The organism is Streptomyces virginiae, from assembly GCF_041432505.1.
GTDB classification, from domain to species: domain Bacteria; phylum Actinomycetota; class Actinomycetes; order Streptomycetales; family Streptomycetaceae; genus Streptomyces; species Streptomyces virginiae_A.
Genome location: NZ_CP107871.1, coordinates 1,151,696 through 1,166,171, shown reverse-complemented (window position 1 = coordinate 1,166,171; position 14,476 = coordinate 1,151,696). Strand labels below are relative to the sequence as shown.

The 14,476-nt window shown below is 72.9% G+C and carries 14 protein-coding genes and 3 pseudogenes; 3 read left to right on the top strand and 14 right to left on the bottom strand.

From position 1 onward, the window contains the following. Positions 1 to 40: 40 nt before the first annotated feature. From OG624_RS05600 to OG624_RS05590, 3 genes are all read right to left on the bottom strand, one after another. Complete coding sequence (locus OG624_RS05600; protein ID WP_051762214.1) at positions 41 to 2,038, bottom strand: ABC transporter permease; 1,998 nt, start codon at positions 2,036 to 2,038, stop codon at positions 41 to 43. 188 nt (positions 2,039 to 2,226) lie between these two features. Beyond that, a complete protein-coding gene (modA, locus tag OG624_RS05595) occupies positions 2,227 to 3,018 on the bottom strand; it encodes a molybdate ABC transporter substrate-binding protein (protein WP_033214034.1) in 792 nt (263 codons plus the stop codon). Positions 3,019 to 3,175: 157 nt separating this feature from the next. Continuing rightward, positions 3,176 to 3,571, bottom strand: coding sequence for a TOBE domain-containing protein (locus tag OG624_RS05590; RefSeq protein ID WP_371639167.1), 396 nt, complete (start codon positions 3,569 to 3,571; stop codon positions 3,176 to 3,178). Between the two features lie 134 nt (positions 3,572 to 3,705). Between OG624_RS05590 and OG624_RS05585 the strand changes: the two genes are divergently transcribed. Next, complete coding sequence (locus OG624_RS05585; RefSeq protein WP_033214032.1) at positions 3,706 to 4,104, top strand: RNA-binding S4 domain-containing protein; 399 nt, start codon at positions 3,706 to 3,708, stop codon at positions 4,102 to 4,104. A gap of 15 nt (positions 4,105 to 4,119) precedes the next feature. Here the strand turns inward: OG624_RS05585 and OG624_RS05580 are convergent, their stop codons facing one another. From OG624_RS05580 to OG624_RS05545, 8 genes and pseudogenes are all read right to left on the bottom strand, one after another. Continuing rightward, complete coding sequence (locus OG624_RS05580; RefSeq protein ID WP_051762212.1) at positions 4,120 to 4,563, bottom strand: PTS-dependent dihydroxyacetone kinase phosphotransferase subunit DhaM; 444 nt, start codon at positions 4,561 to 4,563, stop codon at positions 4,120 to 4,122. Further along, positions 4,560 to 5,174, bottom strand: coding sequence for a dihydroxyacetone kinase subunit DhaL (gene dhaL / locus OG624_RS05575; protein ID WP_033214031.1), 615 nt, complete (start codon positions 5,172 to 5,174; stop codon positions 4,560 to 4,562). The genes OG624_RS05580 and dhaL overlap by 4 nt, the downstream gene beginning before the upstream one ends. A 51-nt stretch (positions 5,175 to 5,225) precedes the next feature. Then, entirely contained in the window at positions 5,226 to 6,230 is a 1,005-nt protein-coding gene (dhaK, locus tag OG624_RS05570; protein WP_033214030.1) for a dihydroxyacetone kinase subunit DhaK, read from the bottom strand. A gap of 832 nt (positions 6,231 to 7,062) precedes the next feature. Beyond that, positions 7,063 to 7,467: a hypothetical protein gene (locus tag OG624_RS05565; RefSeq protein WP_266359527.1), complete on the bottom strand. Its 405-nt coding sequence runs from the start codon at positions 7,465 to 7,467 to the stop codon at positions 7,063 to 7,065. A gap of 24 nt (positions 7,468 to 7,491) precedes the next feature. Then, a pseudogene (locus tag OG624_RS05560) lies at positions 7,492 to 7,758 on the bottom strand (DUF6973 domain-containing protein); the annotation flags it as partial. A gap of 471 nt (positions 7,759 to 8,229) precedes the next feature. Then, positions 8,230 to 8,814 carry an RNA 2',3'-cyclic phosphodiesterase gene (gene thpR, locus OG624_RS05555; protein WP_033214027.1) on the bottom strand — a complete coding sequence of 195 codons (585 nt, stop codon included), beginning with the start codon at positions 8,812 to 8,814 and terminating at the stop codon, positions 8,230 to 8,232. Positions 8,815 to 8,900: 86 nt separating this feature from the next. Beyond that, positions 8,901 to 10,283, bottom strand: a complete 1,383-nt coding sequence (locus OG624_RS05550) for an MFS transporter (RefSeq protein WP_371589767.1) — start codon at positions 10,281 to 10,283, stop codon at positions 8,901 to 8,903. Between the two features lie 131 nt (positions 10,284 to 10,414). Continuing rightward, a pseudogene (locus OG624_RS05545) lies at positions 10,415 to 10,600 on the bottom strand (LysR family transcriptional regulator); the annotation flags it as partial. Between the two features lie 73 nt (positions 10,601 to 10,673). Between OG624_RS05545 and OG624_RS05540 the strand changes: the two are divergent. Continuing rightward, positions 10,674 to 11,344, top strand: a pseudogene (locus OG624_RS05540) (EamA family transporter). On the opposite strand, the gene OG624_RS05535 reads toward OG624_RS05540, so the two are convergent. From OG624_RS05535 to OG624_RS05525, 3 genes are all read right to left on the bottom strand, one after another. Next, complete coding sequence (locus OG624_RS05535; protein ID WP_161295183.1) at positions 11,269 to 11,673, bottom strand: ArsR/SmtB family transcription factor; 405 nt, start codon at positions 11,671 to 11,673, stop codon at positions 11,269 to 11,271. The pseudogene OG624_RS05540 and the gene OG624_RS05535 overlap by 76 nt on opposite strands. Positions 11,674 to 11,788: 115 nt before the next feature. Continuing rightward, positions 11,789 to 12,625, bottom strand: a complete 837-nt coding sequence (locus OG624_RS05530; RefSeq protein WP_078908903.1) for a CbtA family protein — start codon at positions 12,623 to 12,625, stop codon at positions 11,789 to 11,791. 12 nt (positions 12,626 to 12,637) lie between these two features. Beyond that, a complete protein-coding gene (locus OG624_RS05525; protein WP_030730185.1) occupies positions 12,638 to 12,868 on the bottom strand; it encodes a CbtB domain-containing protein in 231 nt (76 codons plus the stop codon). Positions 12,869 to 13,235: 367 nt separating this feature from the next. On the opposite strand from OG624_RS05525, the gene OG624_RS05520 reads away from it, so the two are divergent. Beyond that, positions 13,236 to 14,462, top strand: a complete 1,227-nt coding sequence (locus tag OG624_RS05520) for an MFS transporter (RefSeq protein ID WP_371639165.1) — start codon at positions 13,236 to 13,238, stop codon at positions 14,460 to 14,462. Positions 14,463 to 14,476: the final 14 nt, after the last annotated feature.

Below are 14,476 nucleotides of genomic sequence, written 5' to 3'. Positions count from 1 at the left end.
GGACCCCACCGGACCCCATCGGGCCCTGGGCCCCGCGCCGTCAGAGGCGTACCAGTGTGACCTCGGTGGCCTTCACGCTCGTCCACACCGAGGCGCCGTCCACGAGGCCCAGTTCGGCCGCCGCGTCGGGGGTGATCTCGGCGACCAGATCGGGAGCGGTGTCCGAGGCGACCAGCACCCGCAGCCGGCTGCCGACCGCGGTGATCTCCCGTACGGTGCCCGGCCAGACGTTGCGGGGGCTGCCGCCCGGCCGGTCCGTGTACACGGAGACCGCCTCCGGAGCGATGATCGCCAGCGCCTTCGCGCCCTCGGGCAGCGCCTCGGCGACCACGAGCCGGCCGCCCGCCGCGAGGGTGAGCCCGTCGGCCGACGCCGTGCCCGGCCAGGCGTTGCGGCCCAGCATGCGGGCCACCCACGGGGACCGCGGGTGCCGCGTCACCTCCGCGGGCGGTGCGTCCTGCAAGGCCCGGCCGTCGGCCAGTACGAGGACCCGGTCCGCCAGCGACACGGCCTCGACGGGATCGTGGGTGACGATGAGGCAGACCCCGCCGAAGCCGGCCAGATGGGTACGCAGGGTGTGCCGCACGCGGGCCCGGGTGGTCTGGTCGAGCGCGGCGAGCGGCTCGTCCAGCAGGAGGAGCCGGGGGCGGGCCGCCAGCGCCCGGGCCAGCGCCACCCGTTGGGCCTGACCGCCGGAGAGCTGGGCGGGCCTGCGATCGGCGAGGTGCAGCACGCCGAGCCGGTCCAGCCAGGCCAGGGCCTCGCGCCGGGCCTGCGCGCGCGGCACCCCGCGGGCGCGCAGCCCGTACGCGGTGTTGGCCACGGCGGTCAGGTGCGGGAACAGCGCCCCGTCCTGCGGGACCCAGGCCACCTGGCGCCGGTGCGGCGGCAGGGCGGTGACGTCGGTGTCACCGAGGCGCAGTTCGGCGTGGGCCCGCGGGGTGAGGCCGAGGAGGGCGCGCAGCAGGGTGGTCTTGCCGGCGCCGTTCTCGCCGACCACGGCGATGGTGGTGCCGGGCTCGGCGTCGAGCGTGAGCTCGTTGAAGCCGGTGACGGTGGCGTGCAGGGGCCAGCGGCCGCCGTCGTGGGGCGGCGCGACACCGTCGACGCCGGTGGTGCGGGCGCTGCCGGCGGTGTGGGCGCCTTCGGTGGGCGGCTCCTCGGGGACCGGCGCCGGAGCGGCCTCGCGGGCCACCGGGGTGCCCGTCCAGCGTCCGCGCAGGGCGATCAGCACACCCATGGCGATCGCCAGGAGCAGCAGCGAGACGGAGGTGGCGGCCTCGGGCTTGTCCTGCAGCAGCAGGTACACCTGGAGCGGCAGGGTCTGGGTGGTCCCGGGCAGGTTCCCGGCGAAGGTGATGGTCGCCCCGAACTCGCCCAGCGCGCGGGCCCAGGTCAGCGCCGCACCGGCGATCAGGCCGGGGGCGACCATGGGCAGGGTCACGGTGAAGAACACCCGGACCGGCGAGGCGCCGAGCGAGGCGGCGGTCTCCTCGTAGCGTTGCCTGAGACCGCCGAGCGCGCCTTCGAGGCTGATCACCAGGAACGGCATGGCGACGAACGTGGCCGCGACGACGGCGCCCGAGGTGTGGAACGGGAGGGTGATCCCGAATGTGCCCTCCAGCCAGGGCCCGAGCAGCCCGCGGCGGCCGAAGCCGAGGAGCAGGGCGACACCGCCGACGGTCGGCGGCAGCACCATCGGGAGCAGGACGAGGGAGCGGACCAGGGCCTTGCCCTTGAACTCGACGCGGGCCAGCAGCCAGGCCAGCGGTACGCCGAGGAGCAGCGAGAGGGCCAGGGCCCACAGGGACACCAGCAGCGAGAGCTTCAGGGCCTCGACCACGCCGGGGCTGGTGAGGTGATCGCCGAGCTCGCCCCACTGGGTGCGGACGAGGATGCCGACGAGCGGGAGCAGCAGGAACGCGACGGCGAGCAGCGCGGGGAGCGCGAGGGCCAACGGGGGCCGTGTGCGGGCACGGGCACGGGTACGGACGCGCGTGCCGGAGCGCGTGTCGGCGCGGCTGCGGAGTCTGCTCATCACGGTTCCTGGTTGCGGGTGTCGGATGCGGGAGAAGCGTAGACGGCGGGTGGCCGGCGCCCGGCGTCCGGCGCCCGGTGGCGGGTGGCGGGTGGTGGGTCCGGGGCCCCGGCGTGTGAACGCCGAGAGGGGCTGCCTGTCCCCCCACGGTTCAGGCAGCCCCTCAAGGGGCTTGGGTCGTACGGCGGTTACGCCTTCTGGAAGCCCGCGTCCTGGAGGATCTTCTGCGCCTCGGGGGTGCTCAGCCAGGCCACGAAGGCGGCCGCGTCCGTGGCGTTCTTGGACTGCTTCAGCGTGGCGGCCGGGTAGGAGGCCACGGCGTTCTGGTCGTCCGGGATGTCCACGGTGACGACCTTGTCACCGGACTTGGCGGAGTCGGTCTTGTAGACGAGACCGGCGTCGGCCTCGCCGAGCTCGACCTTGCTCAGCACGGCACGGACGTTGGGCTCCTGGGAGACCGGCTTCACCTCGATCTTCTGGGCGTCGAGGATCTGCTTGCTGTAGCGGCCGACCGGGACCTCGGGCGCGGCGAGCACGACCTTGATCTTGGTGTCGGCGAGGTCCTTGAGCTCGTCGATCTTGAACGGGTTGGCCTTGGTGGCCGCGATGACCAGGCGGTTCTTGGCGATGATCGTGGCGTCGCCGGTCTCGGCCTTCAGCCCGTCCATGGTCTTGGTGTCGGCGGTGACCAGCGCGTCGGCCGGGGCGCCCTGCTTGACCTGGGCCGCGAGCTCCTGCGAACCGGCGAAGGAGAAGGTGATCTTCGTGCCGGGGTGGGTCTTCTGGTACTCCTCACCCGCGGTCTTGAAGACGTCGGTGAGGGAGGAGGCGGCCAGCACCGTGAGGTTCACGGCCTTCGGCGCGGGGGTGGGGTCGGCGGCGGCCTTCTTGTCGTCGCTCTTGCCGCACGCGGCCAGCGGCACGAGCAGGGCGGCCGTCAGCGCGGCGGCGGCGGTACGGCGGATCGTGATCGGGGACATGAGCAGATGCTCCTCGGTCGGGTCGGCGGTCGGCCTGGTGCCGGTACCGCGCGGTGGTGACCCGCGCCGGTGACGGGCGGAGCGGGTGGGGACGTTCGGTGATGCTGAGCGGGTGGTGCGGGGGACCGCGGGTGGACGGCCGGCCACGCCGTCCGGATCAGGTGCGGTCGATGTGCACGCTGGTGGACTTCACGCGGGCGGTGGCCTGCATGCCGACCTCCAGCTCGAGCTCCTCGACGGCCTCACGGGTGAGCAGCGAGACCAGGCGGTGGGGACCTGCCTGGATCTCGACCTTGGCGGCGACGTCGCCGAGTTCGACGGCCGTGACGATGCCGGGAAAGGCGTTGCGTGCCGAGGTGTACGGTTCCCCGTCCTCGCGGTGGGCGCCCTGGCCCACCTCGACGGAGAAGGCGGCCAGGTCGCGTCCGTCGATCAGGCGTCGACCGCCTTCGTCGCGATGGGTCACGACCCGGCCGGCGTCGGCCCAGCGGCGAGCGGTGTCCGGGCTGACGCCCAGCAGACGCGCCGCCTGTCCGATGGTGTAGGACTGCATGGGCGACAACGTATGGGTACGTGTGGCGCATTTGCAATTCTCTTGGCCTGATCTCCATGGCAGATGCAATACTTCTTGGCGCATCTGCCAAAACTCGTTCCGGTCCACCGCACCGGGCTCGCTAGAGTCGGGGCATGGCTGATGAGGGAACGGGAACGGGCACGGTACGGGTCGACGCGTGGATCTGGTCCGTGCGCCTGACCAAGACCCGCTCGATCGCGGCGACCGCCTGCCGGGCGGGCCACGTGAAGGTCAACGGAGAGCGCGCCAAGCCGGCGCAGCCCGTGCGCGCGGGGGACGAGGTACGGCTCTTCCACGCGGGGCGCGAGCGGATCGTCGTCGTCAAGCGGCCCGTGTCCAAGCGGGTCGGCGCCCCCGTCGCCGCCGAGTGCCTGATCGACAACAGCCCGCCGCCGCCCACGCCCGTGGAGGCCGCCGTGGTCGGCATCCGCGACCGGGGAGCGGGCCGCCCGACGAAGCGCGAGCGCCGCGACATCGAAACCCTCCGCGGCCGGCCCCAGGGCACGTTCTAGGAGCGCCGTTCGGGGTCAGGCCTTGCGGTAGGTGTACGCGTCCGCGGCGGCCGCCGCGACCGCGGCCAGGGGGGCTCCCGTGGACGCGGTGACCACCGCGGCCACCGCGCCCTCGACGAACGGCGCGTCCAACAGGGCCGACCCCGGCGGGAGTTCGTCCTCCATCAGGAGGGCCTTCACCGTCAGTACCGAGCTGCCCAGGTCGGCCAGCAGGCCCACCCCGGCGCCGCGGTCCACCTCCCGGGCGGCCGCGACGATCCGCTCCGTGCTCGTGCCGAGCCCGCCGAGGGCCGTGCCGCCCGCCGCGGCCACCGGAGCCACGGGTCCGCCGGCGGCCAGTTCGTGCGCCAGCTCGGCCACCGCCTCCGCGACCCGCGCGCTGTGCGACACGAGCACGATGCCGACCAGGGCCGGGCCGGCGTCGGGCGCGGAGCCGGGCCCCTGCCGCTCGGCCGTCACCGCGCACCCGCCTGCTCCGCCACGTCCGCCAGCGCACCCAGCAACAGCGCCGACGAGGTCGCCCCCGGATCCTGGTGGCCGACGCTCCGCTCGCCCAGGTAGCTGGCCCGTCCCTTGCGCGCCCGCATCGGCACCGTCGCCAGCGCCCCGTTCTCCGCCGCGACCCCGGCCGCCCGGTACGAGGTGGCCAGCGCGGCCACCCCCGGCAGCAGCGCGTCCAGCATCGTCTTGTCGCCCGGCGCCGCCCCGCCCAGCTGCGCCACCGCCCCGACCCCCTCGGACAGGGCCGCGCGCAGCTCCTCGTCGGACACCTCGGGGGACTCCCCGAGCGCCTTGCCCGTGCGCCGCAGCAGCGTCCCGTACAGCGGACCCGACGCCCCGCCGACCGTGGAGATCAGCGTCCTCCCGGCCAGCTGGAGCACCGCGCCCGGCGCCGCGTCCGTCGGCTCGGCCTCCAGGGCGGCGCGCACGGCCGTGAAGCCCCGCAGCAGATTGCTCCCGTGGTCGGCGTCCCCGATGGGGGAGTCGAGCTCGGTCAGCCGGTCCGCCTCCCGCTCCACCGCGGTCGCTGCGGCCGCCATCCAGCGCCGGAAGAACTCTGCGTCACGCACCGGATCTCCTCGCCTCGCACCCGTCGGGCCGGTCCCACCGCCACCATACGTTCACAGACCCCAACGCAGGGCCGCTGTGCGGACGGGCGCGTCCCACAGCCGCAGCAGCTCCTCGTCGGCCCGGCACAGCGTCACCGAACACCCCGCCATGTCCAGCGAGGTGACGTAGTTTCCGACGAGCGCCCGAGCCACCGGCACACCGCGATCGGCCAGCACCCGTACCACCTCCGCGTGGAAGCCGTACAGCTCCAGCAGCGGGGTCGCCCCCATCCCGTTGACGAGGGCCAGCACCGGACCGTCGGCCGGCCCGATCTGCGCGAGCTCCTCCAGTACGGCGCCCACGGCGACCTCGGCGATCTCCCGCGCCGACATCATCGGGCGCCGCTCCCGGCCCGGTTCGCCGTGGATGCCGATGCCCAACTCCAGCTCCCCGTCCGGCAGGTCGAAGGTCGGGCTGCCCTTCGCGGGCGTGGTGCACGCGCTCAGCGCCACCCCGAAACTCCGCGAGCACGCGTCGACCCGTCGGGCGAGCGCGGCCACCCGGTCCAGCGGCGCTCCTTCCTCGGCGGCCGCCCCGGCGATCTTCTCGACGAAGAGGGTGGCCCCGGTGCCGCGGCGTCCGGCGGTGAACAGGCTGTCGGTCACCGCGACGTCGTCGTCGACCAGGACGCGCTCGATCCGCAGGCCGTCCTCCTCGGCGAGTTCGGCGGCCATCTCGAAGTTCAGCACGTCCCCGGTGTAGTTCTTGACGACGAACAGCACCCCTTGGCCGGAGTCCACGGCCGCGGCCGCCCGCACCATCTGGTCGGGCACCGGCGAGGTGAACACCTCCCCGGGACACGCGGCCGACAGCATCCCGTGCCCCACGAACCCGGCGTGCAGCGGCTCGTGCCCGGACCCGCCCCCGGACACCACCCCGACCCGCCCGCCGGCCTTCGCGTCCCGCCGTACGACGACGCGCCGCTCCACGTCGACGTCCAGCTCGGGATGGGCGGCCGCCATCCCTCGTAGGGCGTCGGCGACCACGGTCTGCGGACTGTTGATCAGCATCCTCATGCGTATCTCCCGGCGAGGTTAACGGGTGACTCTCTGAGCAGTGTTTTTGCAGGTCAGACTGGATATTCTCGGATATCGATCTTGGCGGTCCTCGGTGCCTGCAAGCGCGTTTCGGCGGTACTGATACTGACCTCTTGCTGACTTCGGTGACGCCCGGTCAGGCAACATGCCGACTGCGCGCCGCTCACTGAGACGGTAGGGGAGCCCGCCCCGCAGTGACAGGCAGACGGAGGTCCCGGGCGTGGCACAGGGCTCGGGCAGAGCTGCCGGCGACAGGCGGAATCCCTGCCCCACAGGTTGACCGTCCATCCATGCGCAGTGCGCCACCACCAACGCGCGAGGCGGACGCAGGCCCGCCGAACCCCGAGGACCCCGCATTGCCGCGTCCGGGAGTGTCCCCCTGAGCTCAGTTCTGTCTCAATGCCTTCGGGCGTTGTTGCTCGGCGCATGCGGCTGCAGTGGGAAGAATTGGGGGGCGATCGGGACCGGACGGGTTAGGGGGGCACCCAGGCCCTTACCCTCCGCGAACGGATCTTCCCCGGTCGTCGTGCCCAGCTCGCCGTTGCCGCCATGTCCACCAGGCGTTCCCACAACTTCCCACGGCAGACGGCGCGATTCTCGGGGCTGAGGAGAGAGCGGGAGGCGAGCGATGGCAGGAGGTCCAGAACCGAGAGAGTCGGAGAGGGCGGGGTCGGCCATCGGCCGGGGCGCCGGAGAACCGCGTGCGGCCACCGGCGCCAGGGTGCGAAGAGGGGTCGAGCTCATCCTCGGTGGGATGAGCACGACCCCTCGTGCGGAGGCTCAGGTTCTCCGCGATGACCGGTCTGCTGGTCTACTGCCGGACGAAGGGCTCGCTACCCTCCGGGGCATAGGCCATGTCCAGCTGTGCCTGACCTTGATCCGTGGAGTACAGGAAGAACAGGTCGCACGTCGGGCCACCGGCGGCGGCCGTCAACGTGACCTCCGTAGCCGGCCCGACGGAGTCCAGATGCCAGGGTCGCCAGGTACCGGTGAACTTCGTGTCGGCTGACCACGCCTCCATGTGACACACGCTGGGAGGCAGGCTCATCTCCCCGAGCGCACCGTCCTTGAGGAACTGGATCGTGCCCAGGGTCGGCGACTTCCAGGACCCGACGACCTGCCGCGCCCTGTCCTCGTCCGTCTGCACGGTGCAGGACACCGCCAGCGGTAGGACGGCCACCAGTGAGCCGATCAGGAAACGGACGCCACTCCTCATCCGACATCTCCCTTCTGGAACCGGTTACTTGAAGTCACTGGGTCGGGCGTAGTTCCCACTTGTCAGGTAATTCTTTGCCTCTCGGGTGATCGCGTCCCTGAGCTGGGACTCCGAGGCCCCGGGGTTGGCTGCGGCGATCTTCTCGCCCATCTGGCGGCCGTACTCGTTGTTCACGAGGTCCGAGAGGTGATCAGCATAGTTGTGGCCTTCCCGGTCGCCGTACGCCTCGTGGGCGTCCGCGACCATCTCGGCGGTCTGGGCCCCGTGCTTGGCCGTGATCATGGCCTGCCAGGTGAAGTGCCGCCTTCTTGAGCGTGTCGAAGGCGTTCTGCTGTGTGGCGAAGACCTTCGTCAGGCGGTCGAGGGCGTCCTGCTGGGTCCCGTAGCCCTTCTCCTCGCGTTGCCGACCTGACGCGTCGCGGTAGCGGATCAGGTAGGGGTGGGAACAGCGGCCCTGTCGTGTGCAGTTGCAGCCCTTGAAGAAGCTGCCCATCCCACGCATGAGTTCGGTCGCCGAAGTGCACGTCTCCTGGACTCATGCTGGGAGTTTGCCGGCCTCGATGCCCCCAGGATGGTCCTGGCCTGCGGCCGAGCCGAACCAGGGCAAGTTGATCAGCATCCTCATGCCACTCCATCCGGTCTTTCGGCGGGTGTTCGGCTCGGGCGGACCACCGACGGGCCCCGGGGGCGGTCCGCCCGTCGCCGCGATACGAGGCCGGGCGGCTCCCGGGGAGGAGGCTGTGGGGTGAAGGGGCGCCGGCGTCAGCCGTCGCCCTCGAAGGGCCAGGACCGGATGTCGCGGTAGTGGATGGGGCCGGGACCGCGGCCGGTGTTGCTTCCGACGAGGTGGAGGCGACGGGTCTCCCACGGGCGGCCGATGAAGCCGTCGAGCCCGTCGGCGGCCTCCACCGCGCTGGTCGTGTCGTGGCGGCGGGAGCGCGCCAGCGTCAGATGCGGGCGCAGCGGCCGGCCGTGGAAGGGGATGCCGCAGTCGGTGACCGCGGCGCGCACGTCGGCGGCGAGGAGGTGCAGTCCGTCGAGGTCCCCGTCGATCCCCGTCCACAGGACCCGCTCGTCGAAGTGTCCGCCGCCGCGCAGCGCGAGCCGCAGCGGCCGCCGGGCCCCGGCGAGCTCCGCGAGCGGCGGTCGCAGGAGGTCGACGGCGGTGACCGGGAGCTCGCCGAGGAAGGCCAGGGTGATGTGCCAGTCCTCGATACGGTTCCAGCGCATGCGCGGGTACGCGGCGTAGGTCGGCTCCAGCCGCTTCTCCAGCTCTTCCTTCGCCTCGTCGGGCGGGGCCAGCGCTATGAACACGCGGACGGTCGCCGCCTGGGTCTTTTCACTCACGAGGGTCTTCGTATCCTGTCGGGGCACCTTCCGTCATCTTTGCTCCGAGGGCCCCCACCACCCCCGTGGACACCGGGCGGTGGGGCTCATGGGGAAGGGCGTCGCGCGGGACGCGGGCGGCCGGCCGTTCTCGCGGGCCAGCGGTGGTGGTGCCGGTCGATGACGTAGTGGTGCCCGTGTCGCCAACCGCCCGTGGCGGGGCGGGCGTCGGCGAGGTGCGGGTGACCGGGCGGCAGGTCCGGATGTACGTGGTCCAGCCGGTCCGGGTCCCGGGCGGGCCAGAGCGCCGCCGCGGCCGTGGTGGCGCACAGGCAGACGGCGGCCAGGACCAGGACGGCCAGGGGCAGCCCCGCCCCGGCGGCGAGCCAGCCGGCCAGCGGGTAGGTGAGCAGCCAGCAGCCGTGGGAGAGGGAGAAGCGGGCGGCGAACGCGGCGGGCAGGTCCGCGCCGGCGGTGGAGCGGCGGATCACCCGGCCCCCCGGAGTCAGGACGGCCGAGCAGGCGGCGCCGATCGTGGCCCAGACGGCCAGGAGCGCGGGCCAGGACCACGCGCGCGGCTCGGTCGCGGTGAGCGCGGCCCCGGCCGCCAAGGCCGGTGGGAGGGCGAAGGCGGCGCGGAGCATCACGGCACGATCGGTGAAGCGTTGCAGGAGGCGGGGCAGGAGCAGCGCGGTCACCATGGAGCCGGCGCCGTACGCCCCGAGGGCGAGCGGGACCGCACCGGCCGGGCGGTCGAGGTGGCCGCGTACCAGGGAGACGGTGTCGACGAGGACGACGGCTCCGGCGGCGGCGACCGCGAGGTCGAGCGCGAGCAGGGCCCGCAGCCGGGGCGTGGCCCCGAAGAGGCGGATGCCGAAGAGGGCTTCGGCGCGGACACCGCCGGTGCGCTCGATCGGGGCGGGTCCGGGCAGGGCCGTGGCGACGACGAGCGCGGCGGAGGCGAGGAATCCGACGGTCGTGCCGGCGAACAGCCAGTCGTACGAGACCAGGGTGAGCAGGGCCGTGGCCAGGACCGGACTGAAGAGGCTCTCCAGGTCGTAGGCGAGCCGGCTCATCGACAGGGCCCGGGTGTAGTCGCGTTCGGCCGGCAGGATCTCGGGGACGGTGGCCTGGAAGGTGGGGGTGAACGCCGCCGACGCCGCCTGGAGCAGAAAGATCAGGACGTGGATCTGCCAGATCTCGGTGACGAACGGAAGGGCCGCCGCGGCACCGGCGCGGATCAGGTCCATGGCCGTCATCAGGACGCGTCGCGGGATCCGGTCGGCGACCGCGCCGATCACCGGGGCGATGGTGACGTAGGCGATCATCTTGATCGCGAAGGCGGTGCCGAGGACCGCCGAGGCGTCCTCGCCCGCGAGCTCGTACGCGAGCAGGCTCAGCGCGACGGTGGCGAGGCCGGTCCCGACCAGGGCGACGACCTGGGCGGTGAACAGGCGGCGATAGGCGCTGTTGCGCAGTACGGACAGCACGGTCCCCGTCCTGGTCGGCGGATCGATGGCGCACGTCCACTCCAGCGTAATCAACATGTGCGCACCTGTGCACCTGTCCTGTGCCGTCCGGTCCGGTCGGGACGGACGGGTGCGCAGGCGGGTGGCGCGACCTACGCGCGGACGTGGCCGTCGAGGGCGGCGAGGAAGGCCGTCGCCGCGGGGGTGCGGCCGGTGCGGCTCCAGACGACGTACTCGACGCGGGCCGGCGCGTCGGTCACCTCGACGGTCACCACACCGGCCAGCCGGGGCGCGTAGGCGGAGGGGAGCATGGCCACGGCGAGGCCCGGTCCCACGAGAACATGTGTTGGACTCATCGATCGGGCCCGATGAGACTCCGAGTCATGACAAGTCCAGCCGCACGGGCGGCCCGTGGCAACCTGCCGCGCACCCTTCTACATCGTCACCACCGAGCTGCTGCCGCCCGCACACCCGCTCTTCGCGGGCCTGCTCCGGGCGTTACCCGCCGGCCTGATCGCCCTGGCGTTCACCCGGGGATCGCCCCGGGGAGCCTGGTGGGGGAGGGGCGCGGTGCTCGGCACGCTGAACATCGGACTGTTGTCCCGCTGCTCTTCATCGCGGCCGAACGCCTTCCCGGAGGCGTGGCCGCCACGCTGACGGCGGCCATGCCGCTGATGGTCACCCTGCTCCCCGTCACCTTCCTCGCCGAAGGCCCGCCGCCCGCGATCGGCGCGACCGCCGCCCTCGGCTACCTGTGGCTCTCCCTGGTCTGCGGCCTGGCCACCTTCGTCCTGTGGTTCCAGGGCATCGGCCTGCTCCCCGTCACCTCCGCCGCGATGCTCGGGCTGCTCTCCCCGTTGGTCGCCGCGCTGCTCGGGGCCGTCCTGCTCGGCCAGACACTCGGCCCGGTCCAACTCGTGGGCTTCGGGCTCGCGCTCGCCGCGATCGTCGCGGGACAGCTCCCGGCACCCGGCCGTCCGATCGGCGGCTCCGGCCGGCGCGCCGGTCAGTCGTGCGGCGGGAGGGAACCGAGCTGGTGGTCGGCGACGTTCAGGGCCTCGTCCACCAGCCGCCGCAGATGACCGTGCCCCAGCGCGTAGACGACCCGGCGGCCGTCCTTGCGGGTGGTGACCAGCCCCGCCAGGCGGAGCTTGGCGAGGTGCTGGCTGACGGACGGTCGGGCGGCTCCGCAGGCCTCGGTGAGGGTGGTGACATCGGCCTCGCCCCGGCCGAGGCGTTCCATGAGCGCCAGGCGGGTGCGGTCGGCGAGCAGGGCCAGCACGGACGCGGCGGCCTCCAGCCGGTCACCCCGCTCCGGTGTGACCTGGGTACCCGGTGCCCCCGGCGCGTCCGGCGTCGCCCCCGCCGGTTGCGCACCGTGTGCACCTGCGAGATGTCTGCCTGCGCTCATGCGCTCATCGTAGGGCGGCCGGCGCACGGGGCGGGCGCCCGGACGCACATGTGCCCGGGCCCCGCCGTCCCCGAAGGGGGTCGGCGGGGCCCGGGCATCGGCGCCACGGTCGGCGTCAGCCGAGCGCGGGAGCCTCCTGCTGAGCCGGAGCCGTCGCTTCCGTGCCCTCGGCGCGCGCGGCCAGGAGCCGCTGGGCGAGGACCCCGAAGACGATGGCGAACACCGCCCACAGGACGAGCTGGACGGCCAGCGAGGCGACCCGGAACTCCCACAGCAGGGCCGCGGGGAAACCGGGCTGGACGGCGTCGCTGTTGTCCGGCAGGACCGCGAACGCCAGGGCGGTGGCGACGATGAAGCCACCCGCCGCGGCCAGCGTCGCGTTCCAGTTGCCCAGGCGCGGTGCCAGCCGCCGCCCGAGGATGATCGCGCCGACGCCGAGCAGCACGCTCAGCAGGATCATCAGGAAGAACAGCGTGGTGCGCTGCCCGATCGTGTCCGGGTTGCCGACCGCCGGCGGGGTGGCCGGGTACTTGAGGAACGGCACCAGGTAGACCAGGGCGAACGCGCCCGCCCCGGTGAGAGCGGCCGTGGCCCGCGGGCTGAACCCGCCGACGCGGCCGAGGGCGAACGAGAACGCGAGCGAGGCGATGCCGCCGAGCGCGACCCCGTAGACCAGAACACCGGTCGCCAGGCCGAAGGTCGACTGAACCGGTCGGCTGACCAGCTCTTCCTCCTCCTCCGCGGCCTCGCCCGACGCGGCGTCACCACCGTGCCCGGCGTGCGCGCTCGGGGCGCCCGCGGCGTCCTTGGCGGCCTGGGCCTCTTCCACGGCGATCGAACCCCGTACCGGCGGTTCACCGACCACGTAGGCGACCGCGAACGCGAACAGTCCGGCGATCAGGCCCGCGAGCATGCCGCGGACCAGTAGTCCTCTGACAGTGGAGGCGTACATGTGCGTGGCCTCTCAGTGGCAGGGGAAGCCGAGCAGATGACGACCGTCGTGCACCCACTCGTGCACGCCTTCACCGGCGAACACGGCCGTGGCGCCCTGTTCGGCACCGACGAAGTACAGGGCGACGAGCATCAGGAGACCGACGAAGAGTGCCCAGGGCAGCACCGCGCGCACAGGCAGCGGAGCCGACAGGGAGCCGGCGGCGGGGGTGGATATGGCAGCGGAAGCGATTGCCTCGGCCATGATGGAACCTCCTCGGGGAACAACGCGTCCCATACGGTGGTGCAGGACGACGGTCCTCGGGTCTGACTCGCCGCGTCGCCATCGTGGAGATGCCGCCGCAGCACACAGTGGCGCGACCATGCCGGATTCACACCGGACTTCCGTCTCGCCGTCGTCGCTATGTGGAAATGTCGCCGTGACGCTACCGTGCGCAGCGCCTGCGGCCAAGACCGTGAGTCCCTGATCACACGCCTACGCTGCGGTAATACGCTTTAGGTGCGGCTCGCGGGACCCGACGTGTCCGTCAACTGGGCTGGTACGACTGCTAGAATGACCCCGTCGGCCTTCGGTTCGCGTGCCCCCGTGCATGTGTCCGGAGGCTTTTTTCATGCCTTCACACCCTTCCGTCCGTCCTGACACACCCCCGACCACCGCCGCCACCGGCTATCGCGCCCTGCTGCGCGACCGGGAGTTCGGCGGCCTCTACCTCAGCTTCACCCTCACCGTCACCGCGAGCACTTTGTCCGGCTTCGCGCTCGGCACCCTGGTCAACCACCGGACCGGTTCCCCGTTCCTGACGGCCGTGAGCATGTACGGCGCCACCTTCGCGACGGTGCTCGGCGCGCTGACGCTGATGTCGGTGGCGGACGGGAAACGGCCCCGCCGGACGCTCCTCCTGCTCCAACTCGTCTCCCTGGCGGGCATCGCCGCGCAGGCCGTCCCGGGGCTGCCGCTCGCGGCCCGGTTCGCGCTGCTGCTGACGCTGGGCTTCTTCCAGTCCCTGGGCACCGGCACCCGGCTGGGGCTGCTCGCCGAGGTCGTCCCCGGCTCCGCGTACGCGCCCGCCCGTTCGCTGATGAACGTCACCGCCGGCGGCACGGTGATCATCGGCTACGCGGTCGGCGCCGTGCTGCTGCGGTACCTGAGCCCGTACGGACTCTTCGCCGTCGCCGCGGCCCTGACCGCCCTCGGGACGGCGGTGGTGGCCGCCACCGTCCGGGAGCACTCGATCCGGCTGACCCGCCGACCCGGCCTGCGCCGGACCTGGACGACGAACGCCGAGCTGTTCGCCCACCCCGGCCGGCGGATGCTGCTGCTGAACCTCTGGGTCCCGAACGGCCTGATCGTCGGCTGCGAGGCGCTGTTCCTCTCCTACGACCCGGGCGGGGCGGGCACCCTCCTCGCCGCCGCGTCGGCGGGCATGCTCCTCGGGGACCTGATCGTCGGCCGCCTGCTCGACGCCGAACGCCGCCGCCGGTTCGCCTTCGCACTGCGGCTGCTGCTCGCCGCCCCCTTCCTGCTGTTCGCCGTCCACCCGCCGGTCCTGGTCGCGGCCGTCGCGGTGGGCCTCGCCGGCGTCGGGTTCGCGGCCACCCTGCCCCTCCAGGAGCAGCTCCTCGAACAGACCCCGGACGCCGTCCGCGGCCAGGTCCAGGGAGTCGAGTCGGCCGGCCGGATGACCTGGCAGGGCATCGGCGCCGCGATCGCCGGAGGCCTGGCCCAGTACCTCACCCCGGGGACGGCGATCGCCGTCGCCGCCGGGCTCTCGCTGGCCGTCACCCTGCTCTGCCGACCGCGCACGACCGCCGCGACCGCCTGGTACCGGATCTCGTGAGCCTCGTAGCCCTT

What these genes read in the sequence shown, in the direction of transcription:
- OG624_RS05600 (WP_051762214.1), bottom strand. Translation starts at nt 2,038, where the DNA reads ATGAGCAGACTCCGCAGCCGCGCCGACACGCGCTCCGGCACGCGCGTC.
- modA (WP_033214034.1), bottom strand. Translation starts at nt 3,018, where the DNA reads ATGTCCCCGATCACGATCCGCCGTACCGCCGCCGCCGCGCTGACGGCC.
- OG624_RS05590 (WP_371639167.1), bottom strand. Translation starts at nt 3,571, where the DNA reads ATGCAGTCCTACACCATCGGACAGGCGGCGCGTCTGCTGGGCGTCAGC.
- OG624_RS05585 (WP_033214032.1), top strand. Translation starts at nt 3,706, where the DNA reads ATGGCTGATGAGGGAACGGGAACGGGCACGGTACGGGTCGACGCGTGG.
- dhaK (WP_033214030.1), bottom strand. Translation starts at nt 6,230, where the DNA reads ATGAGGATGCTGATCAACAGTCCGCAGACCGTGGTCGCCGACGCCCTA.
- OG624_RS05565 (WP_266359527.1), bottom strand. Translation starts at nt 7,467, where the DNA reads ATGAGGAGTGGCGTCCGTTTCCTGATCGGCTCACTGGTGGCCGTCCTA.
- OG624_RS05535 (WP_161295183.1), bottom strand. Translation starts at nt 11,673, where the DNA reads ATGAGCGCAGGCAGACATCTCGCAGGTGCACACGGTGCGCAACCGGCG.
- OG624_RS05530 (WP_078908903.1), bottom strand. Translation starts at nt 12,625, where the DNA reads ATGTACGCCTCCACTGTCAGAGGACTACTGGTCCGCGGCATGCTCGCG.
- OG624_RS05525 (WP_030730185.1), bottom strand. Translation starts at nt 12,868, where the DNA reads ATGGCCGAGGCAATCGCTTCCGCTGCCATATCCACCCCCGCCGCCGGC.
- OG624_RS05520 (WP_371639165.1), top strand. Translation starts at nt 13,236, where the DNA reads ATGCCTTCACACCCTTCCGTCCGTCCTGACACACCCCCGACCACCGCC.